Source organism: Streptomyces sp., from assembly GCF_019510245.1.
Lineage (GTDB): Bacteria > Actinomycetota > Actinomycetes > Streptomycetales > Streptomycetaceae > Streptomyces.
Genome location: NZ_JAEKKT010000137.1, coordinates 1 through 21,741, shown reverse-complemented (window position 1 = coordinate 21,741; position 21,741 = coordinate 1). Strand labels below are relative to the sequence as shown.

At 71.6% G+C, this 21,741-nt stretch carries 22 protein-coding genes and 1 pseudogene; 14 read left to right on the top strand and 9 right to left on the bottom strand.

The window, feature by feature from the left end; genetic code table 11:
- The first annotated feature begins 12 nt into the window (after nt 1-12).
- The 5 genes from JF597_RS20990 to JF597_RS20970 all read left to right on the top strand — a co-directional run bounded on the left by JF597_RS20990 (nt 13) and on the right by JF597_RS20970 (nt 5,830).
- Entirely contained in the window at nt 13-1,020 is a 1,008-nt protein-coding gene (locus JF597_RS20990) for an ABC transporter permease (RefSeq protein WP_293996880.1), read from the top strand.
- Nucleotides 1,017-2,108 (top strand): ABC transporter ATP-binding protein, encoded by a 1,092-nt coding sequence (locus JF597_RS20985; protein WP_293996878.1) that lies wholly within the window; start codon nt 1,017-1,019, stop codon nt 2,106-2,108. The genes JF597_RS20990 and JF597_RS20985 overlap by 4 nt, the downstream gene beginning before the upstream one ends.
- Entirely contained in the window at nt 2,105-3,631 is a 1,527-nt protein-coding gene (locus JF597_RS20980) for an ABC transporter ATP-binding protein (protein WP_293996876.1), read from the top strand. The genes JF597_RS20985 and JF597_RS20980 overlap by 4 nt, the downstream gene beginning before the upstream one ends.
- Nucleotides 3,632-3,731: 100 nt before the next feature.
- Nucleotides 3,732-5,123: a M1 family metallopeptidase gene (locus JF597_RS20975; protein WP_293996874.1), complete on the top strand. Its 1,392-nt coding sequence runs from the start codon at nt 3,732-3,734 to the stop codon at nt 5,121-5,123.
- Nucleotides 5,124-5,170: 47 nt separating this feature from the next.
- On the top strand, nt 5,171-5,830 hold the full coding sequence (locus JF597_RS20970) for a trimeric intracellular cation channel family protein (protein WP_293996872.1): 660 nt from the start codon (nt 5,171-5,173) through the stop codon (nt 5,828-5,830).
- On the opposite strand, the gene JF597_RS20965 is transcribed toward JF597_RS20970, so the two are convergent.
- On the bottom strand, nt 5,739-6,560 hold the full coding sequence (locus tag JF597_RS20965; protein ID WP_366916433.1) for an alpha/beta hydrolase-fold protein: 822 nt from the start codon (nt 6,558-6,560) through the stop codon (nt 5,739-5,741). The genes JF597_RS20970 and JF597_RS20965 overlap by 92 nt on opposite strands.
- A 14-nt stretch (nt 6,561-6,574) precedes the next feature.
- Nucleotides 6,575-6,640, bottom strand: a pseudogene (locus JF597_RS55620) (hypothetical protein); the annotation flags it as partial.
- Nucleotides 6,641-7,138: 498 nt separating this feature from the next.
- On the opposite strand from JF597_RS55620, the gene JF597_RS20960 reads away from it, so the two are divergent.
- Together JF597_RS20960 and JF597_RS20955 are read left to right on the top strand one after the other, a co-directional pair.
- Nucleotides 7,139-7,990 carry a thioesterase family protein gene (locus JF597_RS20960; protein ID WP_293996868.1) on the top strand — a complete coding sequence of 284 codons (852 nt, stop codon included), beginning with the start codon at nt 7,139-7,141 and terminating at the stop codon, nt 7,988-7,990.
- Between the two features lie 203 nt (nt 7,991-8,193).
- Nucleotides 8,194-8,571 carry a hypothetical protein gene (locus JF597_RS20955; RefSeq protein WP_293996866.1) on the top strand — a complete coding sequence of 126 codons (378 nt, stop codon included), beginning with the start codon at nt 8,194-8,196 and terminating at the stop codon, nt 8,569-8,571.
- Nucleotides 8,572-8,631: 60 nt separating this feature from the next.
- Here the strand turns inward: JF597_RS20955 and JF597_RS20950 are convergent, their stop codons facing one another.
- On the bottom strand, nt 8,632-9,270 hold the full coding sequence (locus JF597_RS20950) for a TetR family transcriptional regulator (RefSeq protein WP_293996864.1): 639 nt from the start codon (nt 9,268-9,270) through the stop codon (nt 8,632-8,634).
- 120 nt (nt 9,271-9,390) lie between these two features.
- On the opposite strand from JF597_RS20950, the gene JF597_RS20945 reads away from it, so the two are divergent.
- The 3 genes from JF597_RS20945 to JF597_RS20935 all read left to right on the top strand — a co-directional run bounded on the left by JF597_RS20945 (nt 9,391) and on the right by JF597_RS20935 (nt 11,183).
- Entirely contained in the window at nt 9,391-9,558 is a 168-nt protein-coding gene (locus tag JF597_RS20945; protein WP_293996862.1) for a hypothetical protein, read from the top strand.
- A 35-nt stretch (nt 9,559-9,593) separates the two neighbouring features.
- On the top strand, nt 9,594-9,866 hold the full coding sequence (locus JF597_RS20940) for a DUF4190 domain-containing protein (protein ID WP_293996964.1): 273 nt from the start codon (nt 9,594-9,596) through the stop codon (nt 9,864-9,866).
- A gap of 153 nt (nt 9,867-10,019) precedes the next feature.
- Nucleotides 10,020-11,183, top strand: a complete 1,164-nt coding sequence (locus JF597_RS20935) for a cysteine desulfurase family protein (protein WP_293996860.1) — start codon at nt 10,020-10,022, stop codon at nt 11,181-11,183.
- 165 nt (nt 11,184-11,348) lie between these two features.
- Here JF597_RS20935 and JF597_RS20930 read toward each other — a convergent pair whose 3' ends face one another.
- Both JF597_RS20930 and JF597_RS20925 read right to left on the bottom strand, forming a co-directional pair.
- On the bottom strand, nt 11,349-12,980 hold the full coding sequence (locus JF597_RS20930) for a multicopper oxidase domain-containing protein (protein WP_293996858.1): 1,632 nt from the start codon (nt 12,978-12,980) through the stop codon (nt 11,349-11,351).
- Nucleotides 12,981-13,203: 223 nt separating this feature from the next.
- The gene (locus JF597_RS20925) at nt 13,204-13,857 is read right to left on the bottom strand and encodes an N-acetylmuramoyl-L-alanine amidase (protein ID WP_293996856.1); all 654 of its coding nucleotides are present in this window, start codon (nt 13,855-13,857) and stop codon (nt 13,204-13,206) included.
- Nucleotides 13,858-13,917: 60 nt separating this feature from the next.
- Here JF597_RS20925 and mnmA point away from each other — a divergent pair, with 60 nt between their 5' ends.
- Nucleotides 13,918-15,054 (top strand): tRNA 2-thiouridine(34) synthase MnmA, encoded by a 1,137-nt coding sequence (mnmA, locus tag JF597_RS20920; RefSeq protein WP_293996854.1) that lies wholly within the window; start codon nt 13,918-13,920, stop codon nt 15,052-15,054.
- Here mnmA and JF597_RS20915 read toward each other — a convergent pair.
- Nucleotides 15,030-15,356 (bottom strand): DUF427 domain-containing protein, encoded by a 327-nt coding sequence (locus tag JF597_RS20915; protein WP_293996852.1) that lies wholly within the window; start codon nt 15,354-15,356, stop codon nt 15,030-15,032. The two genes, mnmA and JF597_RS20915, sit on opposite strands and share 25 nt — an antisense overlap.
- A gap of 163 nt (nt 15,357-15,519) precedes the next feature.
- Between JF597_RS20915 and JF597_RS20910 the strand changes: the two genes are divergently transcribed.
- Nucleotides 15,520-16,059 carry a TIGR00730 family Rossman fold protein gene (locus JF597_RS20910; protein ID WP_293996850.1) on the top strand — a complete coding sequence of 180 codons (540 nt, stop codon included), beginning with the start codon at nt 15,520-15,522 and terminating at the stop codon, nt 16,057-16,059.
- A 16-nt stretch (nt 16,060-16,075) separates the two neighbouring features.
- Nucleotides 16,076-16,774: an SDR family oxidoreductase gene (locus JF597_RS20905; protein WP_293996848.1), complete on the top strand. Its 699-nt coding sequence runs from the start codon at nt 16,076-16,078 to the stop codon at nt 16,772-16,774.
- Between the two features lie 123 nt (nt 16,775-16,897).
- Here the strand turns inward: JF597_RS20905 and JF597_RS20900 are convergent, their stop codons facing one another.
- From JF597_RS20900 to JF597_RS20890, 3 genes are all read right to left on the bottom strand, one after another.
- Nucleotides 16,898-18,121 (bottom strand): cytochrome P450, encoded by a 1,224-nt coding sequence (locus tag JF597_RS20900; protein WP_293996846.1) that lies wholly within the window; start codon nt 18,119-18,121, stop codon nt 16,898-16,900.
- 157 nt (nt 18,122-18,278) lie between these two features.
- Nucleotides 18,279-19,457, bottom strand: coding sequence for a cytochrome P450 (locus tag JF597_RS20895; protein WP_293996844.1), 1,179 nt, complete (start codon nt 19,455-19,457; stop codon nt 18,279-18,281).
- 126 nt (nt 19,458-19,583) lie between these two features.
- Entirely contained in the window at nt 19,584-20,279 is a 696-nt protein-coding gene (locus JF597_RS20890) for a helix-turn-helix domain-containing protein (RefSeq protein ID WP_293996842.1), read from the bottom strand.
- A 296-nt stretch (nt 20,280-20,575) separates the two neighbouring features.
- Between JF597_RS20890 and JF597_RS20885 the strand changes: the two genes are divergently transcribed.
- Nucleotides 20,576-21,741 (top strand): AfsR/SARP family transcriptional regulator (locus tag JF597_RS20885; RefSeq protein WP_293996840.1); only part of this gene is annotated, 1,166 nt, incomplete at its 3' end.

Below are 21,741 nucleotides of genomic sequence, written 5' to 3'. Positions count from 1 at the left end.
GCGCCGATCCCCGTGATCTCGTACATCCTCCGTCGGACGCTCGCAGCGGTGATCCTGCTGCTGGTCGTCTCCGCGGTCACCTTCGCCATCTTCTTCGTGCTGCCACGGCTGGCCGGGCAGACCGCTGATCAGCTGGCCCAGCAGTACATCGGCAAGGCCCCGTCGAAGGCGGACATCGCCGCGGTCAAGCACAACCTCGGTCTGGACCAGCCCGTCTACGTCCAGTACTGGCACTTCATCAAGGGGATCGTCTCCGGCGCCACCTATGATCTGGGCCCCTCCACGGTGCACTGCGACGCACCGTGCTTCGGCTACTCCTTCAAGACCCACCAGGCGGTCTGGCCCCAGTTGACCTCCCGGATGCCGGTGACCCTGTCGCTGGCCCTCGGCGCGGCCGTGCTGTGGCTGGTCTCCGGCGTGGCGATCGGCGTGATCTCCGCGCTGAAGCCCCGCTCCTTCTTCGACCGCACCTTCATGGGTGTGGCCCTCGCCGGCGTCTCGCTGCCGATGTTCTTCACGGGCAACCTGGCGATCCTGCTCTTCACCTACCAGTGGCCGATCTTCGGCCGAACGTACGTCCCGCTCACCGAGAACCCGGCGCAATGGGCCAACACCCTGATCCCCGCCTGGTGCTCGCTCGCTCTCCTGTACTCGGCCATCTACGCGCGGCTCACCCGCTCGGGCATGCTGGAGACGATGAACGAGGACTACATCCGCACGGCCCGCGCCAAGGGCCTGCGCGAACGCAAGGTCGTCGTCCGGCACGGACTGCGCGCCGCGCTCACCCCGATCATCACCGTCTTCGGCATGGACCTCGGTCTGCTGCTCGGCGGCGCGGTGATCACCGAGACCGTGTTCTCGCTGCACGGCATCGGCCAGTACGCGGTGCAGGCCATCGACGACAACGACCTGCCCCCGATCCTCGGCGTGACCCTGCTCGCCGCCTTCTTCGTCGTGATCGCAAATCTCCTGGTGGACTTGCTCTACGCGGCCGCCGACCCGCGGGTGAGGCTCTCGTGACCGAACTCTCCAAGACCGGCGCCGCCGTGGGCGAGCCCACGCCGGCCGCCCCGTCCGACGCCTTCCTCGAAGTCCGCGACCTCAAGGTGCACTTCCCGACGGACGACGGCATCGTCAAGTCCGTCGACGGCCTCAGCTTCTCGCTGGAGAAGGGCAAGACCCTCTCCATCGTCGGCGAGTCCGGCTCCGGCAAGTCCGTCACCTCGCTGGCCATCATGGGCCTGCACCGGCTCGGCGCCCGCGGCAAGAACGTGCGGATGTCCGGCGAGATCTGGCTCGGCGGCAAGGAACTGGTGAACGCGTCCCCGGACGAGGTGCGCCGGCTCCGCGGCCGCGAGATGGCGATGATCTTCCAGGACCCGCTGTCCGCGATGCACCCGTACTACAAGATCGGCGACCAGATCGTCGAGGCGTACCGGGTCCACCACGACGTCAGCAAGAAGGTCGCCCGCACCCGCGCCATCGAGATGCTCGACCGGGTCGGCATCCCCGAGCCCGCCAAGCGCGTCGACGGCTACCCGCACGAGTTCTCCGGCGGTATGCGCCAGCGCGCCATGATCGCCATGGCCCTGGTCAACAACCCCGAGCTGCTCATCGCGGACGAGCCGACCACCGCCCTCGACGTCACCGTCCAGGCGCAGATCCTCGACCTGATCCGCGACCTCCAGAAGGAGTTCGGCTCCGCGGTCATCCTCATCACCCACGACCTGGGTGTGGTGGCCGAGATCGCCGACGACGTCCTGGTGATGTACGGCGGCCGGTGCGTGGAGCGCGGCCCGGTCGACGAGATCTTCGAGAAGCCGCAGCACCCCTACACCTGGGGCCTGCTGGGCTCGATGCCGCGCATCGACCGGGAGACCTCCGACCGGCTCATCCCGGTCAAGGGTCAGCCGCCGAGCCTCATCAACGTCCCCTCGGGCTGCGCCTTCCACCCGCGCTGCCCGTACGCGGACCTCCCCAAGGGGAACGTCACCCGCACGGTCCGCCCCGAGCTGGAGCTGGTCGACGGCGGCCACTGGTCCGCCTGCCACCTCTCGGCCGAGGACCGCACGCGGATCTGGACCGAAGAGATTGCGCCGAAGCTGTGAGCGACACGAAGAAGACCGATGACGCCGTCATCCCGCAGCAGGCGTCGGCTCCCGAGAAGGCCTCCGCGGACCGGGAGGTGCTGCTGAAGGTCGAGGGCCTGGAGAAGCACTTCCCGATCAAGAAGGGCATCCTGCAGCGCCAGGTCGGCGCGGTGAAGGCCGTCGACGGCATCGACTTCGAGGTGCGCAAGGGAGAGACCCTCGGCGTGGTCGGCGAGTCGGGCTGCGGCAAGTCGACCATGGGCCGGGTCATCACCCGGCTCCAGGACCCGACCGGCGGCAAGGTCACCTTCGAGGGCCAGGACATCACGCACCTGTCCACCGCGAAGATGCGCCCGCTGCGCCGCGACATCCAGATGATCTTCCAGGACCCGTACGGCTCCCTGAACCCCCGGCACACCATCGGCTCGATCGTCTCCGCGCCGTTCCGGCTGCAGGGCGTGGAGCCGGAGGGCGGGGTCAAGAAGGAGGTCCAGCGTCTCCTGGAGCTGGTGGGCCTGAGCCCCGAGCACTACAACCGCTACCCGCACGAGTTCTCCGGCGGTCAGCGCCAGCGCATCGGCATCGCCCGAGCGCTCGCCCTGAAGCCGAAGCTGGTGGTGGCCGACGAGCCCGTCTCCGCCCTGGACGTGTCGATCCAGGCGCAGGTCGTCAACCTCATGGACGACCTCCAGGAGGAACTGGGCCTGACCTACGTGATCATCGCCCACGACCTCTCCGTCGTCCGGCACGTCTCGGACCGGGTCGCGGTGATGTACCTCGGCAAGATCGTCGAACTCGCCGACAGCACCAAGCTGTACGAGTCGCCGATGCACCCGTACACCAAGGCGCTCATGTCGGCGGTGCCGGTCCCGGACCCGCAGCGGCGCGGGCAGAAGAGCGAGCGCATCCTGCTCCGCGGTGACGTGCCGTCGCCGATCGCCCCGCCGTCCGGCTGCCGCTTCCACACCCGGTGCTGGAAGGCGACGGAGATCTGCCGCACGACGGAGCCCCCGCTCCTCGAACTCCGTCCGGGCCAGCGGGTGGCGTGCCACCACCCGGAGAACTTCGCCGACCAGGCCCCGCAGGACACCGTTCTGCTGAGCGCGGCGAAGGCGGCCTCGGAGCTGGTGGGCGAGTCCGTGCTGGAGGAGTCGGCGAAGCCGGCCGAGGCCATGAAGGCGGCGACCACGGAGGCCGCGACCACGGACGCTCCCGAAGCCGAAGCCGAAGCAGTGGCCGAAGCCGAAGCAGTGGCCGAGGCCGCGACTGCGACTGCGGAAGCTGCGACCACGGACGCCTCCGAAGCCGAAGCAGTGGCCGAGACCGTGACCGAAGCCAAGGCCGAGACAGAAGCCGAGGCCGAGGCCGAGGCTGAGATCGGAACCGAAGCCAAAGCGGAGACCGAGGCCGAGACCGAGGCCGTGGACGCAGCGGCTGACGAGTCGTCGGCTACGGAGTCGGCGGCCGAGGACGCGGAGAAGCCCGCGGCCGGTGAGGCCACAGCCGATGCACAGACGGCACAGGAGTCAACCGGCAAGTAGCGCATGACACAACTGAGTAAAGTCATGTACATGCATGAACGGGAGAGCGCAGAGTCGACCGTGTCCGTCCACTGACCGGCACGCTCGAAAGGGACGACTCATGCGCCTCTCCCGTTCGGCACGTCTGGCGGCCGTCGCAACCGCGGCGGCCGCCTCCTTCGTGATAGCCGCCGCCCCCGCCCCCACCCCGGGCGCCGACGGCATCGGCGACCCCTACTTCCCCCAGCTCGGCAACGGCGGTTTCGACGCCCGCCACTACGATCTCGACGTCGCCTACGCTCCGGACACCGGCCGCCTGGACGGCCGTACCACCCTCACCGCCCGGGCCACCCAGAACCTCTCCGCCTTCGACCTCGACCTCCAGAAGCTGGAGGTCACGAAGGTCGAAGTGAACGGCCGGCGAGCCGGGTTCACACGCACCGGCGACGAGATCACCGTCACCCCGCGGGACGCGCTCCGCAAGGGCCGTGACTTCACGGTCTCCGTCACCTACGGCGGGATCCCCGAACCCCTCAACGGGCCCATCGTCTTCGGCTCCGACTACGGCTGGATGAAGACCCCCGACGGTGTCTTCGTCGCCTGTGAGCCCAACGCGGCCTCCACCTGGTTCCCGTCCAGCGACCACCCTTCCGACAAGGCCACCTACGACATCCGGATCAAGGCCCCCGAAGGCCTGACCGGGGTCTCCAACGGCCGGCTGGTCTCGACGTACGACAAGGGCGGCTCGACGTACACGCACTGGCGCGAGTCCAAGCCGATGGCGACCTACCTGGCCACCGCCACCATCGGGAAGTTCGACGTGCGGACCGGGAAGACCCCCTCCGGCATCCCGATCTACGTCGCCATCGACCCGGTCCTCGCGAACAGCAACAGCGTCGACGTGTACGCCGTCACCGCGGCCGCCACCGACTACTGGTCGCAGCTCTTCGGGCCGTATCCCTTCGAGGAGACCGGAGCCATCGTCGACGACATGCCCGAGGCCGGGTTCTCGCTGGAGGTGCAGAGCAAGCCGGCCTACTCGGCGGTGCGCAGCGAGACGACGATCGTGCACGAGCTGGCCCACCAGTGGTTCGGGGACTCGGTGAGCGTGGCGCAGTGGAAGGACGTCTGGCTCAACGAGGGCTTCGCCACGTACGCCCAGTGGCTGTGGGCGGAGCACCAGGGCACCCGGTCCGCGCACGACTCGTTCCTCGCCGCCTACAACTCGCGGGCCGCCGAAAACCCCTTCTGGCAGACCGTCGTCGCCGACCCGCAGCGCGACACCATGTTCGCCTCGGCCGTCTACCAGCGCGGCGCGATGACCCTCCAGATGCTCCGCGAACGCATCGGCGACACGGCGTTCTTCAAGCTGCTCCCGGCCTGGACGAAGCTGCACCGCTACGGCAACGCCGACACCGCCGACTTCATCCGCCTCGCGGAGAAGGTCAGCGGGCAGCAGCTGGACGACCTCTTCCAGACCTGGCTGTTCACCACAGGGAAACCCGCCCTGTAGACCTGGGTTTGTAAGGTGCGTGCACCCTGACGGGTCACAATGTCAGGGTGCAGCTCCAGCAACTCTTCTCACCCTCCGTCCAGCACACGCTCGACGTCATCGGCATCTTCGTGTTCGCCATCTCCGGCGCGCTGCTGGCCGTCCGCAAGAACTTCGACGTCTTCGGCATCGGAGTGATGGCCGAGGTCACCGCGCTGGGCGGAGGGATCTTCCGGGACGTGATCATCGGAGCCGTCCCCCCGGCCGCCTTCACGGACCTCGGGTACTTCATCACCCCGCTCATCGCCGCCCTGGTGGTGTTCTTCCTGCACCCGCACGTCGAGCGGATCCAGTCGGCGGTCCTGGTCTTCGACGCGGCCGGCCTCGGCCTGTTCGCCGTCAGCGGCACCACGAAGGCCTACTCCTACGGTCTCAACCTCACCGCCTCCGCCGCCCTCGGGCTCGCCACCGCGGTCGGCGGTGGCGTGCTCCGGGACGTGCTCGCCAACGAGGTTCCCTCGCTGCTGCGCTGGGACCGCGACCTGTACGCGGTCCCGGCGATCGTCGGGGCGACGACGGTGGTGCTGTGCATCCGCTACGACGCGCTGAACCCGTTCACCAGCGGGCTCGCGGTCGTCACCGCTTTCGTACTGCGCCTGCTCGCGATGCGGTTCCACTGGCGAGCGCCGCGTGCGTGGAACCGGCGCTCGACGGTTCGAGAGGAGTAGTGGAGCGGCCCCTGACGTGGCTCTGGCCCATGTTCACCGTGAGCCACTCGAACACGGTCGTCACCTGGGGTCGCCACAGCGCCATGTTGTGGCCGCCGTCGCTGCGCGGCAGGTACACCACGTGCACGGTGGTCGGCGCCTTGGCGATCTGTTCGAGCGCCACCCCGGCCTGGTAGCCGTCACCGGACTCGCCGGAGAGGTAGAGGGCGATCCGGGGCGGGCTGACCGCCTTCCTCAGCAGCAGGTAGGGGTTGTTCTGCTCGCGCAGGGGCACGCTCTGCGCGGCGAGCGAGTTGCGTTCGCCGATCGGGTCGTTGTAGCCGGAGAGGCTGACCGCGGCCCGGTAGCGGTCCGGGTGGGCGACGGCCAGCTTGACCGCGCAGTGCGCGCCGGCCGAGTAGCCGGCGGTGGCCCAGTTCGCCGGGGCGGGGGCGGCCCGGAAGTTGTCGGTCACCATCTTCGGGACGTCGATGCTCAGCCAGCTGTCGGCGTTGACCGTGCCCGGGATGTTGGCGCAGCCGGTGTCCACGCCGGCCAGCAGGTTGGTGCGCGGCGCGACCAGGATGAAGGGCGCGACCCTGCCGCTCCTCATCAGCGGCTCCAGCTGCTGGGTCACCTTCATCGAGCCGAACCAGGCCTTGGCCGAGCCGGGGTAGCCCGGCAGCAGCTCCACGACCGGGAACTTGTGGTTCCGGTACTTCGGCTCGTCGTACTGGGGCGGCAGCCACACGTAGACCTCGGCGTTCACCCCGGAGATGCGGCCCTTGAGCTGGGTGACCCGCACTCCGCGCATGCCCGGTCCGCTGGCCGCGGCGAAGGACTGCCGCACCTTGGGCAGCGTCTTCAGCGCTATGCCGCCGGTACCGTCCTGGCCGAGGTTTGCGGCCTGCTGGACGTGGTTGCCGGTACCGAGGAGGTCGGCCCAGTTGTCGTACAGGTTGTTCTCGTTGTTGACCAGCACGAAGATCAGCGTCACCGCCGTGGCCTGGGCGAACAGCAGCATCAGGCCCCGGGCCGCGGTACGCACGGCCTTGGGTCCCCGCATCCTCGACCACAGGAAGAGCGGCAGTATGAGGGCGACCACCGACAGGACGATGGACGTGTAGAGGAACGGAGTCCCGGTGAGGCTCATGTCCCCATAGAGGGGAATTGCGGGCTCCGGGTTACGGACGTGTCCGGACACTTACCTAGAAATTGCCGGAACCTCACTCGGCGGAGGGATCCCTTACCGGCCGGGCCGCTGCCGGCCGGCTGGTGCGTGGATCGCAAAAGCTACCGCTTAGTAATTACTTCTTGTACTGTTCAGGCATGCCAGAAGCAGCATCCACGCGGGCCGTGATCGGTGACAGCGAGTTCGACCGCGACACCGCGGTCACCCGGCGCGCTCCCGGCGTCTACGACATCGACCTCTCGGCCGGCTGGACCATCATCAGCGCCGTCAACGGGGGCTACCTGCTTGCCGTGCTCGGCCGGGCCCTCGCGGACACGCTGCCGCACCCGGACCCGTTCACCGTCTCGGCGCACTACCTGACCGCGTCTCAGCCGGGCCCGGCCGTGATCCGCACGGACACCGTCCGCACCGGCCGCACCCTCTCCACCGGCCAGGCCTCGCTCTTCCAGTACGACGAGGAGGGCAACGAGGTCGAACGCATCCGCGTGCTCGCCTCCTACGGCGACCTCACCACCCTCCCCGACGACGTGCGTACGACGGCGACCCCGCCCGCCTTCCCGCCCATGGAGCACTGCTTCGGCCCCGAGGACGGTCCGGCCACGGTCGAGGGCAGCTCCGCCATCACCGAGCGCCTGATGCTCAAGCTGGACCCGGCCACCCTCGGCTGGGCCCTCGGCGCCCCCTCCGGCAGGGGCGAGATGCGATCCTGGTTCGGCCTCGCGGACGGCCGTGACGCCGACCCGCTCTCCCTCCTCCTGGCGGTGGACGCGCTGCCGCCGACCGCGTTCGAGATCGGCCTCAAGGGCTGGGTCCCCACGGTCGAGCTCACCGTCCACGTCCGCCACCGCCCCGCCCCGGGCCCGCTGCGCGTCTCCGTCACCACCCGCAACCTGGCCGGCGGCTTCCTGGAGGAGGACGCCGAGGTCTGGGACACCGAGGGCCGCCTGGTGGCGCAGTCCCGCCAGTTGGCCCGGGTCCGTCTCGGCTGACCTCGCAACGACCGTGTTCTGTCACGGACTTGTACCGGCGAGCAGGTGGTGATCGTCCAGGGAGGCGCAGGTCGGAGCGGTTTCTTGGGCTTCCCATTACCCGAATCACAGGCTGGGGACAGGGCGGCCCCAAGAACGCCCTAAACGCCGTTGGTTGAGTGCTGCGCCTCAGGACTCCCTCATCCTTTACGGAGTTGTCTCTCATGAAGCGCGTACGCCTCGTCCCCGCTGTCGCCCTGCTCGCCGTGTCCCCGCTGCTGCTGACCGCGTGCGGTTCGAGCGACTCGTCCTCCTCCGGCAGTGGCAACTCCGGCCAGAACCAGTCCTGTCAGCAGGCGTCCGGGATGCCGACCGGCAATGCGTCGGGCCGCCCGAGCGGCGCCCCCTCGGGCGCTCCCACCGGCACCGTCAAGCCGACCGGCACCCCCACCGGCATGCCGAGCGGCGCGCCGGGCGGCGGCGGTCAGGGCGGCGGCCCCGGCGGCGGCATGGGCGGTGGCTGCGGCGGTGGCCAGGGTGGTCCCGGGGCCGGCGGCGCGGCCCCCAGCGGCGCGCCGAGCGCGCAGGCGACGAAGAGCTGACCGCAGAGGTCGTACGACAGGGGCGGCGCGTCCGGCGGACGGACGCGCCGCCCCCGTGCGTCACGGCTCCTGGTCCAGCCAGTGCTGCCGGCCGAGGCTGATCAGCCGCATCTGGCGGGTGGCGATCCGGGCGACGCGCTCCCGCTCGGCCTCCGAGGGCTCCGGGGACTCCAGGGTCTCCAGGAACAGCGAGGCCGTGATGAGCATCTGGTCCACGTAGAGGTGGGCGAGCATCAGCAGGTCGTCGTCGTTCCACCCCTCGGCCTCGGGGTCCTTGGCCAACTCCGTCTTGACCTCCGTGGCGAACCGGGCGAGTTGGTCCCGGATCGCCTTCCGTACCGGCTGCACGCCGCCGTGCCGCTCCCGGGCGATGAACCGGACGTGCGCCGGGTGCGCGGCCACATGGTCGGCGATCAGCTGCACCGCCCGGGTGATGCGCTCCGCGCCGGGCGTGCCGACCGTCGTGCGGACCATCGGGTGCAGGCTGCCCAGCGCCTCGTCGACGAGGGCGACGCCGAGGTCGGCGGTGGAGCGGAAGTGCCGGTAGAAGGCGGTCGGGGCGACGCCCACGGCCCGGGTGACCTCGCGCAGCCCCAGGCTGCTCAGGCTCTGCTCCTCCAGCAGGGCGAGCGCAGCGTCCAGGAAGGCCTGGCGGGTCTTCTGCTTCTGGGCCTGTCGGATGCCGAGGGTGTGACTCATGTCATCCAGTTAACAACTGTTCTCCGGAATTGGAAAGCCGTGCGAGTTGCTAGACTCGAAGTCAGTGAACAACTGTTACTACAACCGTTCACCCAAATGTAACGGAGGGGGATCGACCCCATGCTGTTCCTCGTCGCCGCACTCATGCTGCTCGGCGTGGTGCTGGGCACCGTGGCCCACGCGCCGCTCGACGTCACCGCAGGCCTCGCCGCCGTGATCGTCGTCTGGCTGGCCGGCTTCGCAGTCCGCGAGCGCCTCGCCCGCCGCCGCCACACCCCGACCAACTGACCTTCCGTACCCGCTCGCTTGAGGAGCTGAGCATGATGCAACTCACCGCCCCGGCCACCCCGCGTCCCCAGACCCGCACCCGCGACGCCGACGGCATGGCCGTCGCCTCCTTCATCCTGGGCCTCCTCGGCCTCCTGGTCCTGAACCTGTTCCTGGGCCCGGTCGCGATCATCCTGGCCCTGGTCTCCCTGTGGCGCGGCACGCAGCGCAAGGGCCGCGCGTACCTGGGCCTGGCCCTGGGCGTGGCGGACCTGGCGGTCCTGGCCATCGCCATGGCGGCGTCGCACACGGTCTCCTGGAGCCTGTAGACGTGAACTCCGAAGCGCCGTTCACAGGAGCGCCCCTTCAGGGGCGCGGGGGAGTGCGCGACCAGCCACGACGTACCGGTACCCGCAAACGGTGATCGCCCCCTACGGCGGCTGGGCGCCCCTCACCCCGCCCCCCGTAGAATCGACCCCACCATGGCCTACCTCGACCACGCCGCCACGACCCCGATGCTCCCGGAGGCAGTCGCGGCTCTCACCGCGCAGCTCGGCGTCACCGGCAACGCGTCCTCCCTGCACGCCTCCGGCCGCAAGGCCCGCCGCACGGTCGAGGAATCCAGGGAGACCCTCGCGGAAGCGCTCGGCGCCCGCCCCAGCGAGGTCGTCCTCACCTCCGGCGGCACCGAGGCCGACAACCTCGCGGTCAAGGGCCTCTACTGGTCCCGCCGCGATGCCGACCCGGCCCGCACCCGGGTCCTCGCCAGCCCCGTCGAACACCACGCGGTCCTGGACGCCGTCCACTGGCTCGGCGAACACGAGGGCGCGACGGTGGAGTACCTCCCCGTCGACACCTACGGCCGGGTCCACCCCGAGGCGTTGCGCGAGGCGATCGAACGCAATCCCGACGACGTGGCCCTCGCCACCGTCATGTGGGCCAACAACGAGATCGGCACGGTCCTGCCGATCCGTGAACTCGCCGCCGTGTCCAACGAGTTCGGCATCCCGCTGCACGCCGACGCGGTCCAGGCCTTCGGCCAGGTCCCGGTGGACTTCGGTTCCTGCGGCCTCGCCGCGATGACCGTCTCCGGCCACAAGGTCGGCGGCCCGTACGGCATCGGCGCCCTGCTCCTCGGCCGCGAGTACACCCCCGTACCGGTCCTGCACGGCGGCGGCCAGGAGCGGCACGTCCGCTCCGGCACCCTCGACGTGCCGGCGACCGCCTCGTTCGCGGTGGCGGCGCGGCTCGCCGCCGAGCGCCGCGAGTGGTTCGCCCGGGAGATCGGCGCCCTGCGCGACGCGCTGATCGACGCCGTCCGTTCGGCCGTGCCGAACGCGATCCTCGGCGGCGACCCCGTGGACCGGCTCCCCGCCAACGCGCACTTCACCTTCCCCGGCTGCGAGGGCGACTCGCTGCTCCTGCTGCTCGACGCCCAGGGCATCGAGTGCTCGACGGGCTCCGCGTGCACCGCCGGGGTGGCCCAGCCGAGCCACGTCCTGCTGGCCACCGGCACCGACCCGGACCTGGCCCGCGGCACCCTGCGCTTCTCGCTCGGCCACACCTCCACCCAGGCCGACGTCGAGGCGGTCGCGAAGGCGATCGGCCCGGCGGTGGAGCGGGCCAGGGCGGCCGGGCTGAGCTGAGAGCGGTCCGCACCGCCCGCTCCGGCGGGACCGTGCGGACGCCTCGGCAACACGCGGAATCTTCCGATGTGTTCCGGGGGAGCCGCCGGTGACCGGAACCTCGCGAACGGCTGCCGCCGGCACTTCCACTGCCGGCGGCAGCCTGCTCAGGAGGCCCGGGGGCGGTTAGCTGTCCGTGACCATGAGGGACGCCATCATCCCCTCGTCCTCGTGCTGCAGCAGATGGCAGTGGAGCATGTACATGTACGTGTCGTCGGAGAAGTCGGTGAACTCCATGGCGATCTCGATCGAGCCGCCGCCGACCACCTCGTAGGTGTCGTACCAGCCGAGTTCGACCCCGGTCGGATCCTCGCCGTTGACGGAGATCAGCTGGTATGGCACGTCGTGCAGATGGAACGAGTGCTCCAGCTGCGTGCTGTTCTTGATCGTCCAGATCTCCTTGGACCCCAGCGTGGTGCTGATCATGGCCATGGAGGACATGCTCGTGCCCGCCGAGCCGTTGATCAGCATCGTCGTACCGGACTGGCCGAGGGTGATGGTGCGCGCGGTGAAGTCGCCGGTGTCGTACCGGTCGATGGTCCGCAGCGAGCTGGGCAGGTCGGACGGGGTGTCGGTGCCGCTCGCGGTGACGGTCAGGAAGTCGTACGTGCCGCTGCCGCCGCGCACCCAGCCGGTGGTGACGACCGCCTGGAGGGTGACGTCGTCCGACATGTCCATCACCATCTCGGCGCGGGCGCCCGCCACCAGCCGGATCGTGGTCACGTCCGCGGCCTCGGCCAGGTAGCCCTGGTCGGTGGCGATCTGGGTCATCGTGCCGCCGTCGCTGCGCAGGATGGTGATGATGTCCGACGGCGAGGCGTTGAGCAGCCGGAACCGGGTCCTGGTCTTGGTCGCGGTGAAGGTGAGGGTGGTGTCGTCGACGTTGGTGCCGTTGACCAGCAGCGGGTAGCTCAGGCCGCTGCTGAGGTAGCCGGTCAGGTCGTACTTGATGTCGCCGTCGGCGTCCACCGCGAGGCACTGGAAGATCAGCGGGATGTCGTCGGTGCCGTAGGTGGTGGGCAGTTCGGCGCTGGTGGTGTTGTCGCTGTCGTCGACGATGATCATGCCGGCCAGGCCGTGCACCGCCTGCTTCGCCGTGGTGCCCAGCGCGTGCGGGTGGTACCAGAGCGTCATGGGCTCGTCCTTGACCGTGAAGGTCGGCGACCAGGTGTCCCCGTCGGAGAACGCGACCTGGGGGCCGCCGTCCATCTTGGCCGGGACGTGCGCCCCGTGGAAGTGGACCGTGGTGTCCTCGCCCAGGCTGTTGGTGATGTTGAGGACGTTGACGTTGCCCTTGGTCCACTTCATGGTGGGGCCGAGGAACGACTGGTTGTAGCCGGCGGTGGTGCTGGTGACGCCGCTGAGCACCTCGGCGGTGCCGGTCTTCGCCTCCAGGGTGAAGGTGGTGGTGCTGTCGGAGGTGGTGCCCTCCAGGAGGTCGGGGACGGTCAGGGTCGCGGTGTTGGTCGCCGCGCCGGCCTTGTTGCCCTGCGCGTCGGTCAGCAGGGCGAAGGTGGAACCGGCCGCGGCGACGGCGCCCAAACCGACGCCGGCCATGCCGCCGAGGAACTTCCGCCGGTGAACTCCCTTGCCGCGCCTGGCCGTTCCCTCCTTGGAGTGGTCGGCGTCTGTGATGCGCTCCGCCTTCACGTGCCCCGCCTCGGCGGGCTTCGCGCCCTTGGCACGCCGGCGCCTGCCGCCGGTGGCCTGCTCGTCGTTCCTGTCCGCCCCGGGGGCGGGATCTGTGGTGTGGGTCATGGCCACGGATGTTTGACCTGGGGACTGTGTGAAATCTGAGGTGAAGTTAGGAGCGAACCTGCCCGACTGTGAGGCGGCCGTGGATGCTGATAATGCTGAACTCCCTTCAATAAAAACAGAGTTGAGCATCCGCAGCTGGCGCCCCGGGTGCGGGACGCAACGGACACAGGCAGCGTGCAGTACGGGCACAGGATAACGATTGAGTCACAGGCGGAGCCGGGTGTCAGGCCCGTCCGACGCGCCGAACAAGCCCCATGTAGCGATCCCAGTCCCAGTGTTCCCCCGGGTCGGTGTGATCCGTCCCCGGCACCTCCGCATGCCCGATCACGTGCTCGCGGTCCACGGCCATGCCGTACCGCCGGCATATCGCGGCCGTCAGCCGCGCCGAGGCCGCGTACATCGCGTCCGTGAAGTCCTCCGGGCGGTCCACGAACCCCTCGTGCTCGATCCCGACACTGCGCTCGTTGTACGACCTGTTCCCCGCGTGGAACGCCACGTCCAGCTCGCGGACCAGCTGGGTGATCCGCCCGTCCTTGCGCACGATGTAGTGCGCCGCCGCCTGGTGCGCCGGATCCTGGAAGGCCTTCACCGCGCTCGTGTAGCCGCCCTGGGTGACGTGGACGACCACCCGGTCGACCGGGTAGTCGGACGGCCGGTCCGCCGTCCGGTAGTTCGCCGGGGACGCCGCCACCCAGCGCGCCCCCGTGAAATCCACCGCGCCCGCCACCCGCGCCTTGCGCACCCCCGGCAGCCGCCAGTACAGCCGCGCCAGCTCGTCCCTGGTCAGCGCCACCGTGCCCGCGGCGGCCGCCGCACCGCCCACCAGCAGCGCCCGCCGCCCGAGCCTGCGGTCACCGTCACCCGTCCTCGCCCCCATGTGATCCCCAACGGATACTCGCGGGCCCCGGTTCCCGCGCCCCCGTACCCTGGAGGGGCTATGACTGACACCCCGCAGCGCCCCCGCCCCCTCCGCGTCCTCGCCGCCATGTCCGGCGGCGTGGACTCCGCCGTCGCCGCCGCCCGCGCCGCCGAGGCCGGCCACGACGTGACCGGCGTCCACCTCGCGCTCTCCGCGAACCCGCAATCCTTCCGCACGGGCGCCCGGGGCTGTTGCACCATCGAGGACTCCCGCGACGCCCGCCGAGCCGCCGACGTCATCGGCATCCCGTTCTACGTCTGGGACCTCGCCGACCGCTTCCGCGAGGACGTCGTGGAGGACTTCGTCGCCGAGTACGAGGCCGGCCGCACCCCCAACCCCTGCCTGCGCTGCAACGAGAAGATCAAGTTCGCGGCCCTGCTGGACAAGGCCCTCGCCCTCGGCTTCGACGCCGTCTGCACCGGCCACTACGCGAAGATCGTGACGCTCCCCGACGGCTCCCGGGAGCTGCACCGCGCCTCCGACATGGCGAAGGACCAGTCGTACGTGCTCGGCGTCCTCGACGAGCGGCAGCTCGCCCACGCCCTCTTCCCGCTCGGCGACACCCTCACCACCAAGGACGAGATCCGCGCCGAGGCCGAGCGCCGTGGCCTTGCGGTCGCGAAGAAGCCCGACTCGCACGACATCTGCTTCATCGCCGACGGCGACACCCAGGGCTTCCTCGCGAAGCGGCTCGGCAAGGCCGAGGGCGACATCGTCGACGAGTCCGGCACCAAGGTCGGCACCCACGAGGGCGCGTACGGCTTCACCATCGGCCAGCGCAAGGGCCTGCGCATCGGCCACCCCGCCGCCGACGGCAAGCCCCGCTACGTCCTCGACATCTCGCCGGTGAACAACACGGTGACGGTCGGCCCGGCCGACGCCCTCGACGTCACCGGGCTCACCGCGATCAAGCCCCGCTGGTGCGGCACCGCCCCCACCGCCCCCGGTGTCTACACCGCCCAGCTCCGCGCCCACGGCGGCGAGACCGAGGTGAGCGCCGAGCTGGCCGGCGGCGAACTGCACGTCACGTTCACCGAGCCGGTCCGCGGTGTCGCCCCCGGCCAGGCGATCGTGCTGTACGACGACACCCGCGTCGTCGGCTCGGCGACGATCGCCTCGACGGTGCGCCGTCAGCCGGTGACGTCGACCTCGTAGAAGCAGAGGTGGTCCTTGATCCGGGCGACGTCCGGCTTCGGCTCCGGGTACGCCCAGACCAGGTCCGGCGCGTCCGGCAGGGACCAGTAGGAGGCGGTCCCCTTGAAGGGGCAGACGGTGTGCGTCTCGGAGGGCGTGAGGAGGTCCAGGCGGACGTCCTCGGCGGGGATGTAGTAACGCACGGGCGACCCGGTCTCCCGCAGGACGAGAGACCGGTCGCTCTCGGCGAGGACGAGGTCCCCGTGCGTCACGCGCACGTGCTGGTCACTGTTCTCGATGGTGATCGTGTGTCCTGAGGCCATGTAAGGGTGACGCCGAGGGACGCCCACTTGTTCCCGCCGGGTGCGCGAGCGCCCTGCTTTTAGGAGCGCTGGGGGTTACCTCCGGCCGAAGGCTGGGGGCGGAACTGCGCGACCAGCCCCCGTGCACCCGCACCCGCCGAGCCACCGGCCCTACCCTGACCTCATGCGAATCTGCGTCTTCCTCTCCGCCGCCGACCTGGACGACCGCTACACCCGGCCCGCCCGCGACTTCGGAAAACTGATCGGCAAAGGCGGCCACTCGCTGGTCTGGGGAGGCTCCAACGTCGGCCTCATGAAAGTCGTCGCCGACGGCGTCCAGGAAGCCGGCGGCAAGCTGATCGGCATCTCCGTCGAGTTCCTCGCCAACAAGGCCCGCCCCGGTGCCGACGAGATGGTCGTCGCGGCCGACCTCGCCGAGCGCAAGCGACTGCTCCTGGAGAAGGCCGACGCCGTGGTCATCATGGTCGGCGGCACCGGCACCCTCGACGAGGCCACCGAGATCCTGGAGCTGAAGAAGCACGGCCGCACCGGCAAGCCCGTCGTCCTGCTCAACACCGCCGGCTTCTACGACGGCCTGAAGCAGCAGTTCCACCGCATGGAGGCGGAGGGCTTCCTGCCCCGCCCGCTGGCGGAGCTGATGTTCTTCGCCGAGGAACCGGCCGAGGCGCTCGCGTACCTGGAGGCGGCCCACGCCGCCGGCTGATGCGAGCATGGCCCCCATGGCAACTCATGTGATCACCGGCGCCGGTTCCGGCATCGGCGCCGCCGTGGCCCGCCGCCTGCACGCGCGCGGGGACGACGTCGTACTGCACGCACGCGACGCGGGCCGCGCGAAGGAGCTGGCCGCCCGGTTCCCCGGCGCCCGCACCCTGGTCGGGGACCTGGCGGACCCGGACAAGCTCTCCTGGGCCTTCTCCCACCAGACCCTCCCGGACCGGGTGGACTCGCTGCTGCACATCGCCGGCGTCGTCGACCTGGGCGAGGTCGGCGAGCTGACCCCGAAGTCCTGGCGCCACCAGCTCAACGTCAACCTGATCGCACCGGCCGAGCTGACCCGGCACTTCCTGCCCCAGCTCCGCGCCGCCCGTGGCCACGTGCTCTTCGTGAACTCCGGCGCGGGCCTCAACGCGCACGCGGGCTGGTCGGCGTACGCGGCCTCCAAGCACGGCCTGAAGGCCCTCGCCGACTCCCTCCGCGCCGAGGAAAACGGCAACGGCGTCCGCGTCACCTCCGTCTACCCTGGCCGCACGGCGAGCCCCATGCAGGCGAAGGTGCACCAGCAGGAGGGCAAGGAGTACGACCCGGCGCGCTGGATCGACCCGGAATCGGTGGCGACCGCGGTCCTGACCGCCCTGGACCTGCCGCGGGACGCGGAGATCAACGACCTCACCGTGCGCCCCGGCCCGCTTCCCGGCTAGGCGCTCCGCGGGTGGCGCCGCGACAGGCCGTGTGCCGACTGCGGGTGCGTCGTGGCTGGTCGCGCAGTTCCTCCCCCGGCCTTCGGCCGGCGGTACCCCCAGCGCCCCTTCGGGGGGCGCTGCTCACCGCAGCGTCAGCCGCCCCCGGAAGTTCTCCGGCACCGGCGCGAACCGCAGGGCCATCGTGACCGCCTCCGGATCCGCCACGGTCAGCCGGTATCGGGTGCACAGCAGGTGGCACAGGGCCATCAGCTGGACGACGGCGATGTTCGCGCCGATGCACTTCTTCGGCGCCCAGCCGAACGGCACGTAACAGCTCCGGTCCGCCGGGCCGTGCGGCGCGCCCGGCAGGAAGCGGTCCGGGTCGAAGACGTCGGGCTGTTTCCACACCCGCTCGTCGCGGTGGATCAGGTGCGGACTCAGCAGGTACCACTGCCCCGGCTCCAGCCGGGTCGTCCCCAGGTCGAACGCGAACGTGGAGCGGCGCACCAGCAGCAGCGGCGGGCTCCACATCCGCAGCACCTCCTTCACGAACCGGTGGGTGACCGGGGCCGCCCTGGTGGGTGCCGTACGGAACTCCACCGGGTCCACCGCGCTCAGCTCGGCCTCGAGCCGGCGCCGCCACGCCGGCTGCCGGACGAACTCGAACAGCACGCTCGCGGCGGCGGTGCCGGGCGGCCCGCCGATGGCGGTGAGGACGGTGGTCACCACGTCCAGCGCGCGGTCCATGCCGAGTTCCGGCAGCAGGTCCACGAAGGGGTCGGCGAGGTCCGGCTCGCGCCCGCGCACGCCCCGGGCCCGCTGCCGCAGGACCCGGCGGACCACGAGTCCGGCCCGCACCTGGACGGCGACGTGCCGCAGGTGGTGCAGGACGCCGCCCGGCGCGGGCGACACCAGCCGCGCCAGCTTCATCTCCAGGTCCCGGCGGACCAGGTCCGCCTCGCCGTCGGTGAGGCCGCCGAGCGCGAGGGGCAGCAGCGACCGCAGCGTCATGTCCTGCATCAGCATGGTCAGGTCGGTGTCCTGCCCGGTCCGCGCGTCCAGCACCCGCTCCATGCGCTCGATCAGCAGGCCGTGCTGCTCCGCCGTCGCGAGCGCGTGCAGCCGGGTCATCCAGGCGGAGCGGATCCGGCTCCACCGCATCTCGGGGCTGCGCCGCCTGCGCACCATGTCGACCAGCCGGTCGTGCATCACGTACCGCTGCCAGTTGAGGGCGCTGACCCGGCGGGCCGCCTCCGGCTCGAAGACCCCGAGCCGCTGGTCGTCGACCCAGAAGATCCGGTCCTCCCGAGCGCTGCGCAACCGCATGGAACTCAGGAAGTCCTCGGGGTGCTGCGGGGTGGTCATCGTGAGCGTTCCCCTCGTGGGAGCGCGGGGAGCCGACCGGCTGTCGCCTCCCCGCGCGGGCCGGTCAGATGTGGTGGTACAGGTACCAGAACTGCCCGTACGTGCGTCGGACGTTGAGCACCGACTTCGTCTTGAGGTACAGCGCGCGCATGCTGGTTCACCTCCTCTCGGGACAGCCGTCGGGACGGCTCAGCACCGCGGTGAACCGCGGCGGAGCCAGCGCCGGACCCACCTGGGGCCCGCCGCCGTCAGGGGTGACCGACACGCGCCAGTCACGGGTGAGGAGGCCCACCAGGTCCTCCAGCAGCCGCACGGTGACGGTCGCGCCGGCACAGGTGTGCGGACCGAGGCCGAACGGCAGGTACGCCCCGTCGGGCGTGCCCTCGGCCCAGCGCTCCGGGACGAACTCGTCGGGCCGCTCCCAGTGCCCGGGGTGCCGGTGCACCAGATAGCTGCAGACCACCAGCCGGTCCCGGGGCGTGACCGGCACGCCGCCCAGCTCCAGCGCGCGGCTCGGGGTGCGGGCGAACAGCCACGCCACCGGCCACAGCCGCAGCGCCTCGCGGACGGTCCGGCCAGGGTCCGCCGCCGCCCGGTCCGGGTGTGTGCCCAGCAGCAGGACCGACCAGCCGAGCGCGAACCCGACCGAGCCGGCCGTGGCGAACAGGAAGGAGAGGTAGACCTCGACGAGTTCGTCCGGATCTGCGGCCGGGCCGCTCCCGCCGACGACGACGTCGAGGAGGTCGCGCAGGCCCGCCGGGTGGTCGAGCGGCCGGCCCGCGCGCTGCCGTGCCCGTACCTCGGTGCGCAGGGCGTGCAGCGCACGGCGCCGGAACAGCAGCCGGGACGGGGCGGAGCGGCGCTCTCCGGCGCCCGCCACCACCGCGCGGGCGACGATCGCCTCCACCGTCCGGTGCAGGCGGGGCGGGGCGTCCGGGTGCAGCAGCACATCGCGCAGGTGCTCCAGGACCAGCAGGTTCCCGGCGTCCGGCCACTCGCTGCGCGGCGCCAGCCGCCGGGCGACCAGACCCGGCAAGTCGTCCCGCCGGGCCTGGACGTGACGCTGCAGCAGAGACCGGGCGGCGCGGCCGATCGTGATCTGTGCCGAGCGCGGCCCGAAGACGCCGTGCCGGTGGTGGTAGAAGTCGGAGGTCTCCGCGACGACGCCGTGCCGGTTGCCCAGCACCGCCCGGGCCGCCTCGGGGCCGGCCACGCACACCGCGCCGCCCGGCGCCGAGCGCCACACGTCGGAACCGCTCTTGGCCGCGGTCTCGAACTCGGCCTTCAGCAGGGCCAGTTCGTCACCGGGCGCGGGGCGTTGCGGCGGCGACGTCATGGGTGTCCTCCCTGAGCGGTGGCGGGGCCACGGAGCCGGTCCGCGGTGCCCGACCCAGACTGCGGAGCGGGCCGAGTTCTGTCGCCCGCTGTGCCGCTGAGCGGAACGAGCGGGCGACGGCCCAGGTCAGCGGCGTCCGAGTCCGGCCGTGACGGCCGACGCCGCGCGGCGTGCCGTGTCGGCGAGGCGCTCCAGGTGGTGGCCGGGACCGGTCAGCAGGCACAGCGCCGCCACCGGGACGCCGTTCGGCGCGGTCACCGGGACGGCGGCGCAGCACACGCCTTCCAGCACCTCCTCGCGGTCGTAGGCGGCCCCGGTCTCGCGGATCCGCGCGGCCTCCTGCGGCCAGGCCCGGGGCAGCGGGCCGGGTGCCTGGCCGGGGCGGGTCCAGGCGGCCAGGACCTTGCCGGCCGCCGTGTACCAGGGCCAGACCGGCCGGTCCTCGGGCAGCGCGCACGGCGCGTCCGCGGGCGCCGTCCAGTCCAGGAGCAGCGTCTGCCCCCGGTGCAGCACGGCAAGGGCCACCGTCGCCCCGGTGACGGCCGTCAGCCGCCGCAGCGGCCGCCGGGCGGCCGGCCGCAGCCCCGGGTGCGGCTGCCAGCCCTGGCCCAGCCGGAACATGCCCGGCCCGATGCGGTAACGGCCCGCACTGCGTTCCACGGCGCCCAGCTCCGCCAACTGGTCGAGCAGCCGGTACGCGGTCGTCTTGGGCAGACCGCACACCTCGGCCAGCGCGGTCACCCCGGCGTCCTGCTCCTGCTCCATGGCGTACAGCAACGCGAAGGCCCCCTCCAGAACCCCGCGCCCGGCCGCACCGGACAAGGGTCCGTCGGGGCCGGCCGAGGACGCCGTCCCCGGTGGCCCGGTCCGTGGTGGTGCCGGGACGGTCGTGGTCGCCCTCTCCGATCGGTGCACGTGTCTACCCCCGTGGTCACGTGTGAGCCCCCGTCCGGTGCCGGACCGGGGTGCGGTGGCGGGTGCGACACGCCGACGAACCGGCGCCGCACCGCCCGGACCAGGGTGGGTCGCGCGCATGGGCCGATTCTTTGCCGAAAGGTTGTCGCCCAGCCCACGGATGTGAGGAGACTGTGAAACCGGGGCGGACGGGGGTGGGCCCAATGCTGCGGTTGTGTCTGTCGGGACCGGTGGAAGTGCTGGTGCGGGAGGCGCCGGTCGATCTCGGGCCGCCCCAACGCCGGGCGGTGCTCGCCGCGTTGGCCGTGGACGCCGGCCGGCCCGTGCCGGTGGAGGCGCTCGTCGACCGGGTCTGGGGCGTCGATCCGCCGGAGGGCGCCCGCCGCGCCCTGTACGCGCACATCGCCCGCATCCGGCGGCTGGCGGAGCGCCTCGACGACAGCGGCGAGGGACGATTACCGGTGCTGCGCCGTGCCGGCGGCTACCAGCTGGACCTCGACCCCGACAGCGTGGACCTGCACCGCTTCCAGCGCTTGGCCGCGACCGCCCGCGACGACGCGCTGCCCGGCCGCACCCGTGCCGCGCAGCTGCGCGAGGCGCTCGCCCTGTGGCGCGGCGAGCCCTTCGCGGGACTGCCCGGGACCTGGCCCGCCCGGATGCGCGAGACCTGGCGACGGCAGCGCGTGGACGCCGCCATACGGCTCGCGGACATCGAGATCCACGGCGGTGACCCGGCCGCCGTCGTCGGCCAGTTGACGGACCTGCTCGGCGAGTACCCGCTCACGGAGCCCCTGGCGGAGGCCCTCATGCGCGCCCTGTACGCGGCCGGCGACGGCGGCGAGGCGTTGCGCTGCTACGCCCAGACCCGCAAACGCCTGGTGGAGGAGCTCGGCACGGAACCCGGCCGCCGGCTGTGGGAACTGCACCGGCGGATCCTCCGGGACCACCCCCCGGCCCCCGCCTCCACCCCCGCCCCCGCATACGTGCCGCTCCCCGCCGCCGGACCCCCGACGGCCCCCGCGGCCGTACGACCGGCCCACGCCACCCCCGCCGTCCCGGCTGCCCCCGTCTTCCCGGACCCTTCTGCAACCGAGGCCGACCGGAACCCGGCCGGACCCCCCACGGCGGATCCACGATCCGCGCCCGCCGGATCTGCGGCTGCGGCCGCCGGGCCCCCGGCGCTCCCCGTCGGGTCTGCGGCTGCTCCCGTCGGGTTTTCGGCTGCGCCCGCTGGGACCGCGGCTGCGCCCGCCGGGCCCCCGGCGCTCCCCGCCGGGTCTCCGGCTGCGCCAGCCGGGCCTGCGGCCGCGCCCGCCGGGTCTCTGGCCGCTCCCGCCGGATTGCCGGCTGCGCCCTTCGGGTCTTCGGC

What these genes read in the sequence shown, in the direction of transcription:
- JF597_RS20975 (WP_293996874.1), top strand. Translation starts at nt 3,732, where the DNA reads ATGCGCCTCTCCCGTTCGGCACGTCTGGCGGCCGTCGCAACCGCGGCG.
- JF597_RS20960 (WP_293996868.1), top strand. Translation starts at nt 7,139, where the DNA reads ATGCCAGAAGCAGCATCCACGCGGGCCGTGATCGGTGACAGCGAGTTC.
- JF597_RS20955 (WP_293996866.1), top strand. Translation starts at nt 8,194, where the DNA reads ATGAAGCGCGTACGCCTCGTCCCCGCTGTCGCCCTGCTCGCCGTGTCC.
- JF597_RS20950 (WP_293996864.1), bottom strand. Translation starts at nt 9,270, where the DNA reads ATGAGTCACACCCTCGGCATCCGACAGGCCCAGAAGCAGAAGACCCGC.
- JF597_RS20945 (WP_293996862.1), top strand. Translation starts at nt 9,391, where the DNA reads ATGCTGTTCCTCGTCGCCGCACTCATGCTGCTCGGCGTGGTGCTGGGC.
- JF597_RS20940 (WP_293996964.1), top strand. Translation starts at nt 9,594, where the DNA reads ATGCAACTCACCGCCCCGGCCACCCCGCGTCCCCAGACCCGCACCCGC.
- JF597_RS20935 (WP_293996860.1), top strand. Translation starts at nt 10,020, where the DNA reads ATGGCCTACCTCGACCACGCCGCCACGACCCCGATGCTCCCGGAGGCA.
- JF597_RS20930 (WP_293996858.1), bottom strand. Translation starts at nt 12,980, where the DNA reads ATGACCCACACCACAGATCCCGCCCCCGGGGCGGACAGGAACGACGAG.
- JF597_RS20925 (WP_293996856.1), bottom strand. Translation starts at nt 13,857, where the DNA reads ATGGGGGCGAGGACGGGTGACGGTGACCGCAGGCTCGGGCGGCGGGCG.
- mnmA (WP_293996854.1), top strand. Translation starts at nt 13,918, where the DNA reads ATGACTGACACCCCGCAGCGCCCCCGCCCCCTCCGCGTCCTCGCCGCC.
- JF597_RS20915 (WP_293996852.1), bottom strand. Translation starts at nt 15,356, where the DNA reads ATGGCCTCAGGACACACGATCACCATCGAGAACAGTGACCAGCACGTG.
- JF597_RS20910 (WP_293996850.1), top strand. Translation starts at nt 15,520, where the DNA reads ATGCGAATCTGCGTCTTCCTCTCCGCCGCCGACCTGGACGACCGCTAC.
- JF597_RS20905 (WP_293996848.1), top strand. Translation starts at nt 16,076, where the DNA reads ATGGCAACTCATGTGATCACCGGCGCCGGTTCCGGCATCGGCGCCGCC.
- JF597_RS20900 (WP_293996846.1), bottom strand. Translation starts at nt 18,121, where the DNA reads ATGACCACCCCGCAGCACCCCGAGGACTTCCTGAGTTCCATGCGGTTG.
- JF597_RS20895 (WP_293996844.1), bottom strand. Translation starts at nt 19,457, where the DNA reads ATGACGTCGCCGCCGCAACGCCCCGCGCCCGGTGACGAACTGGCCCTG.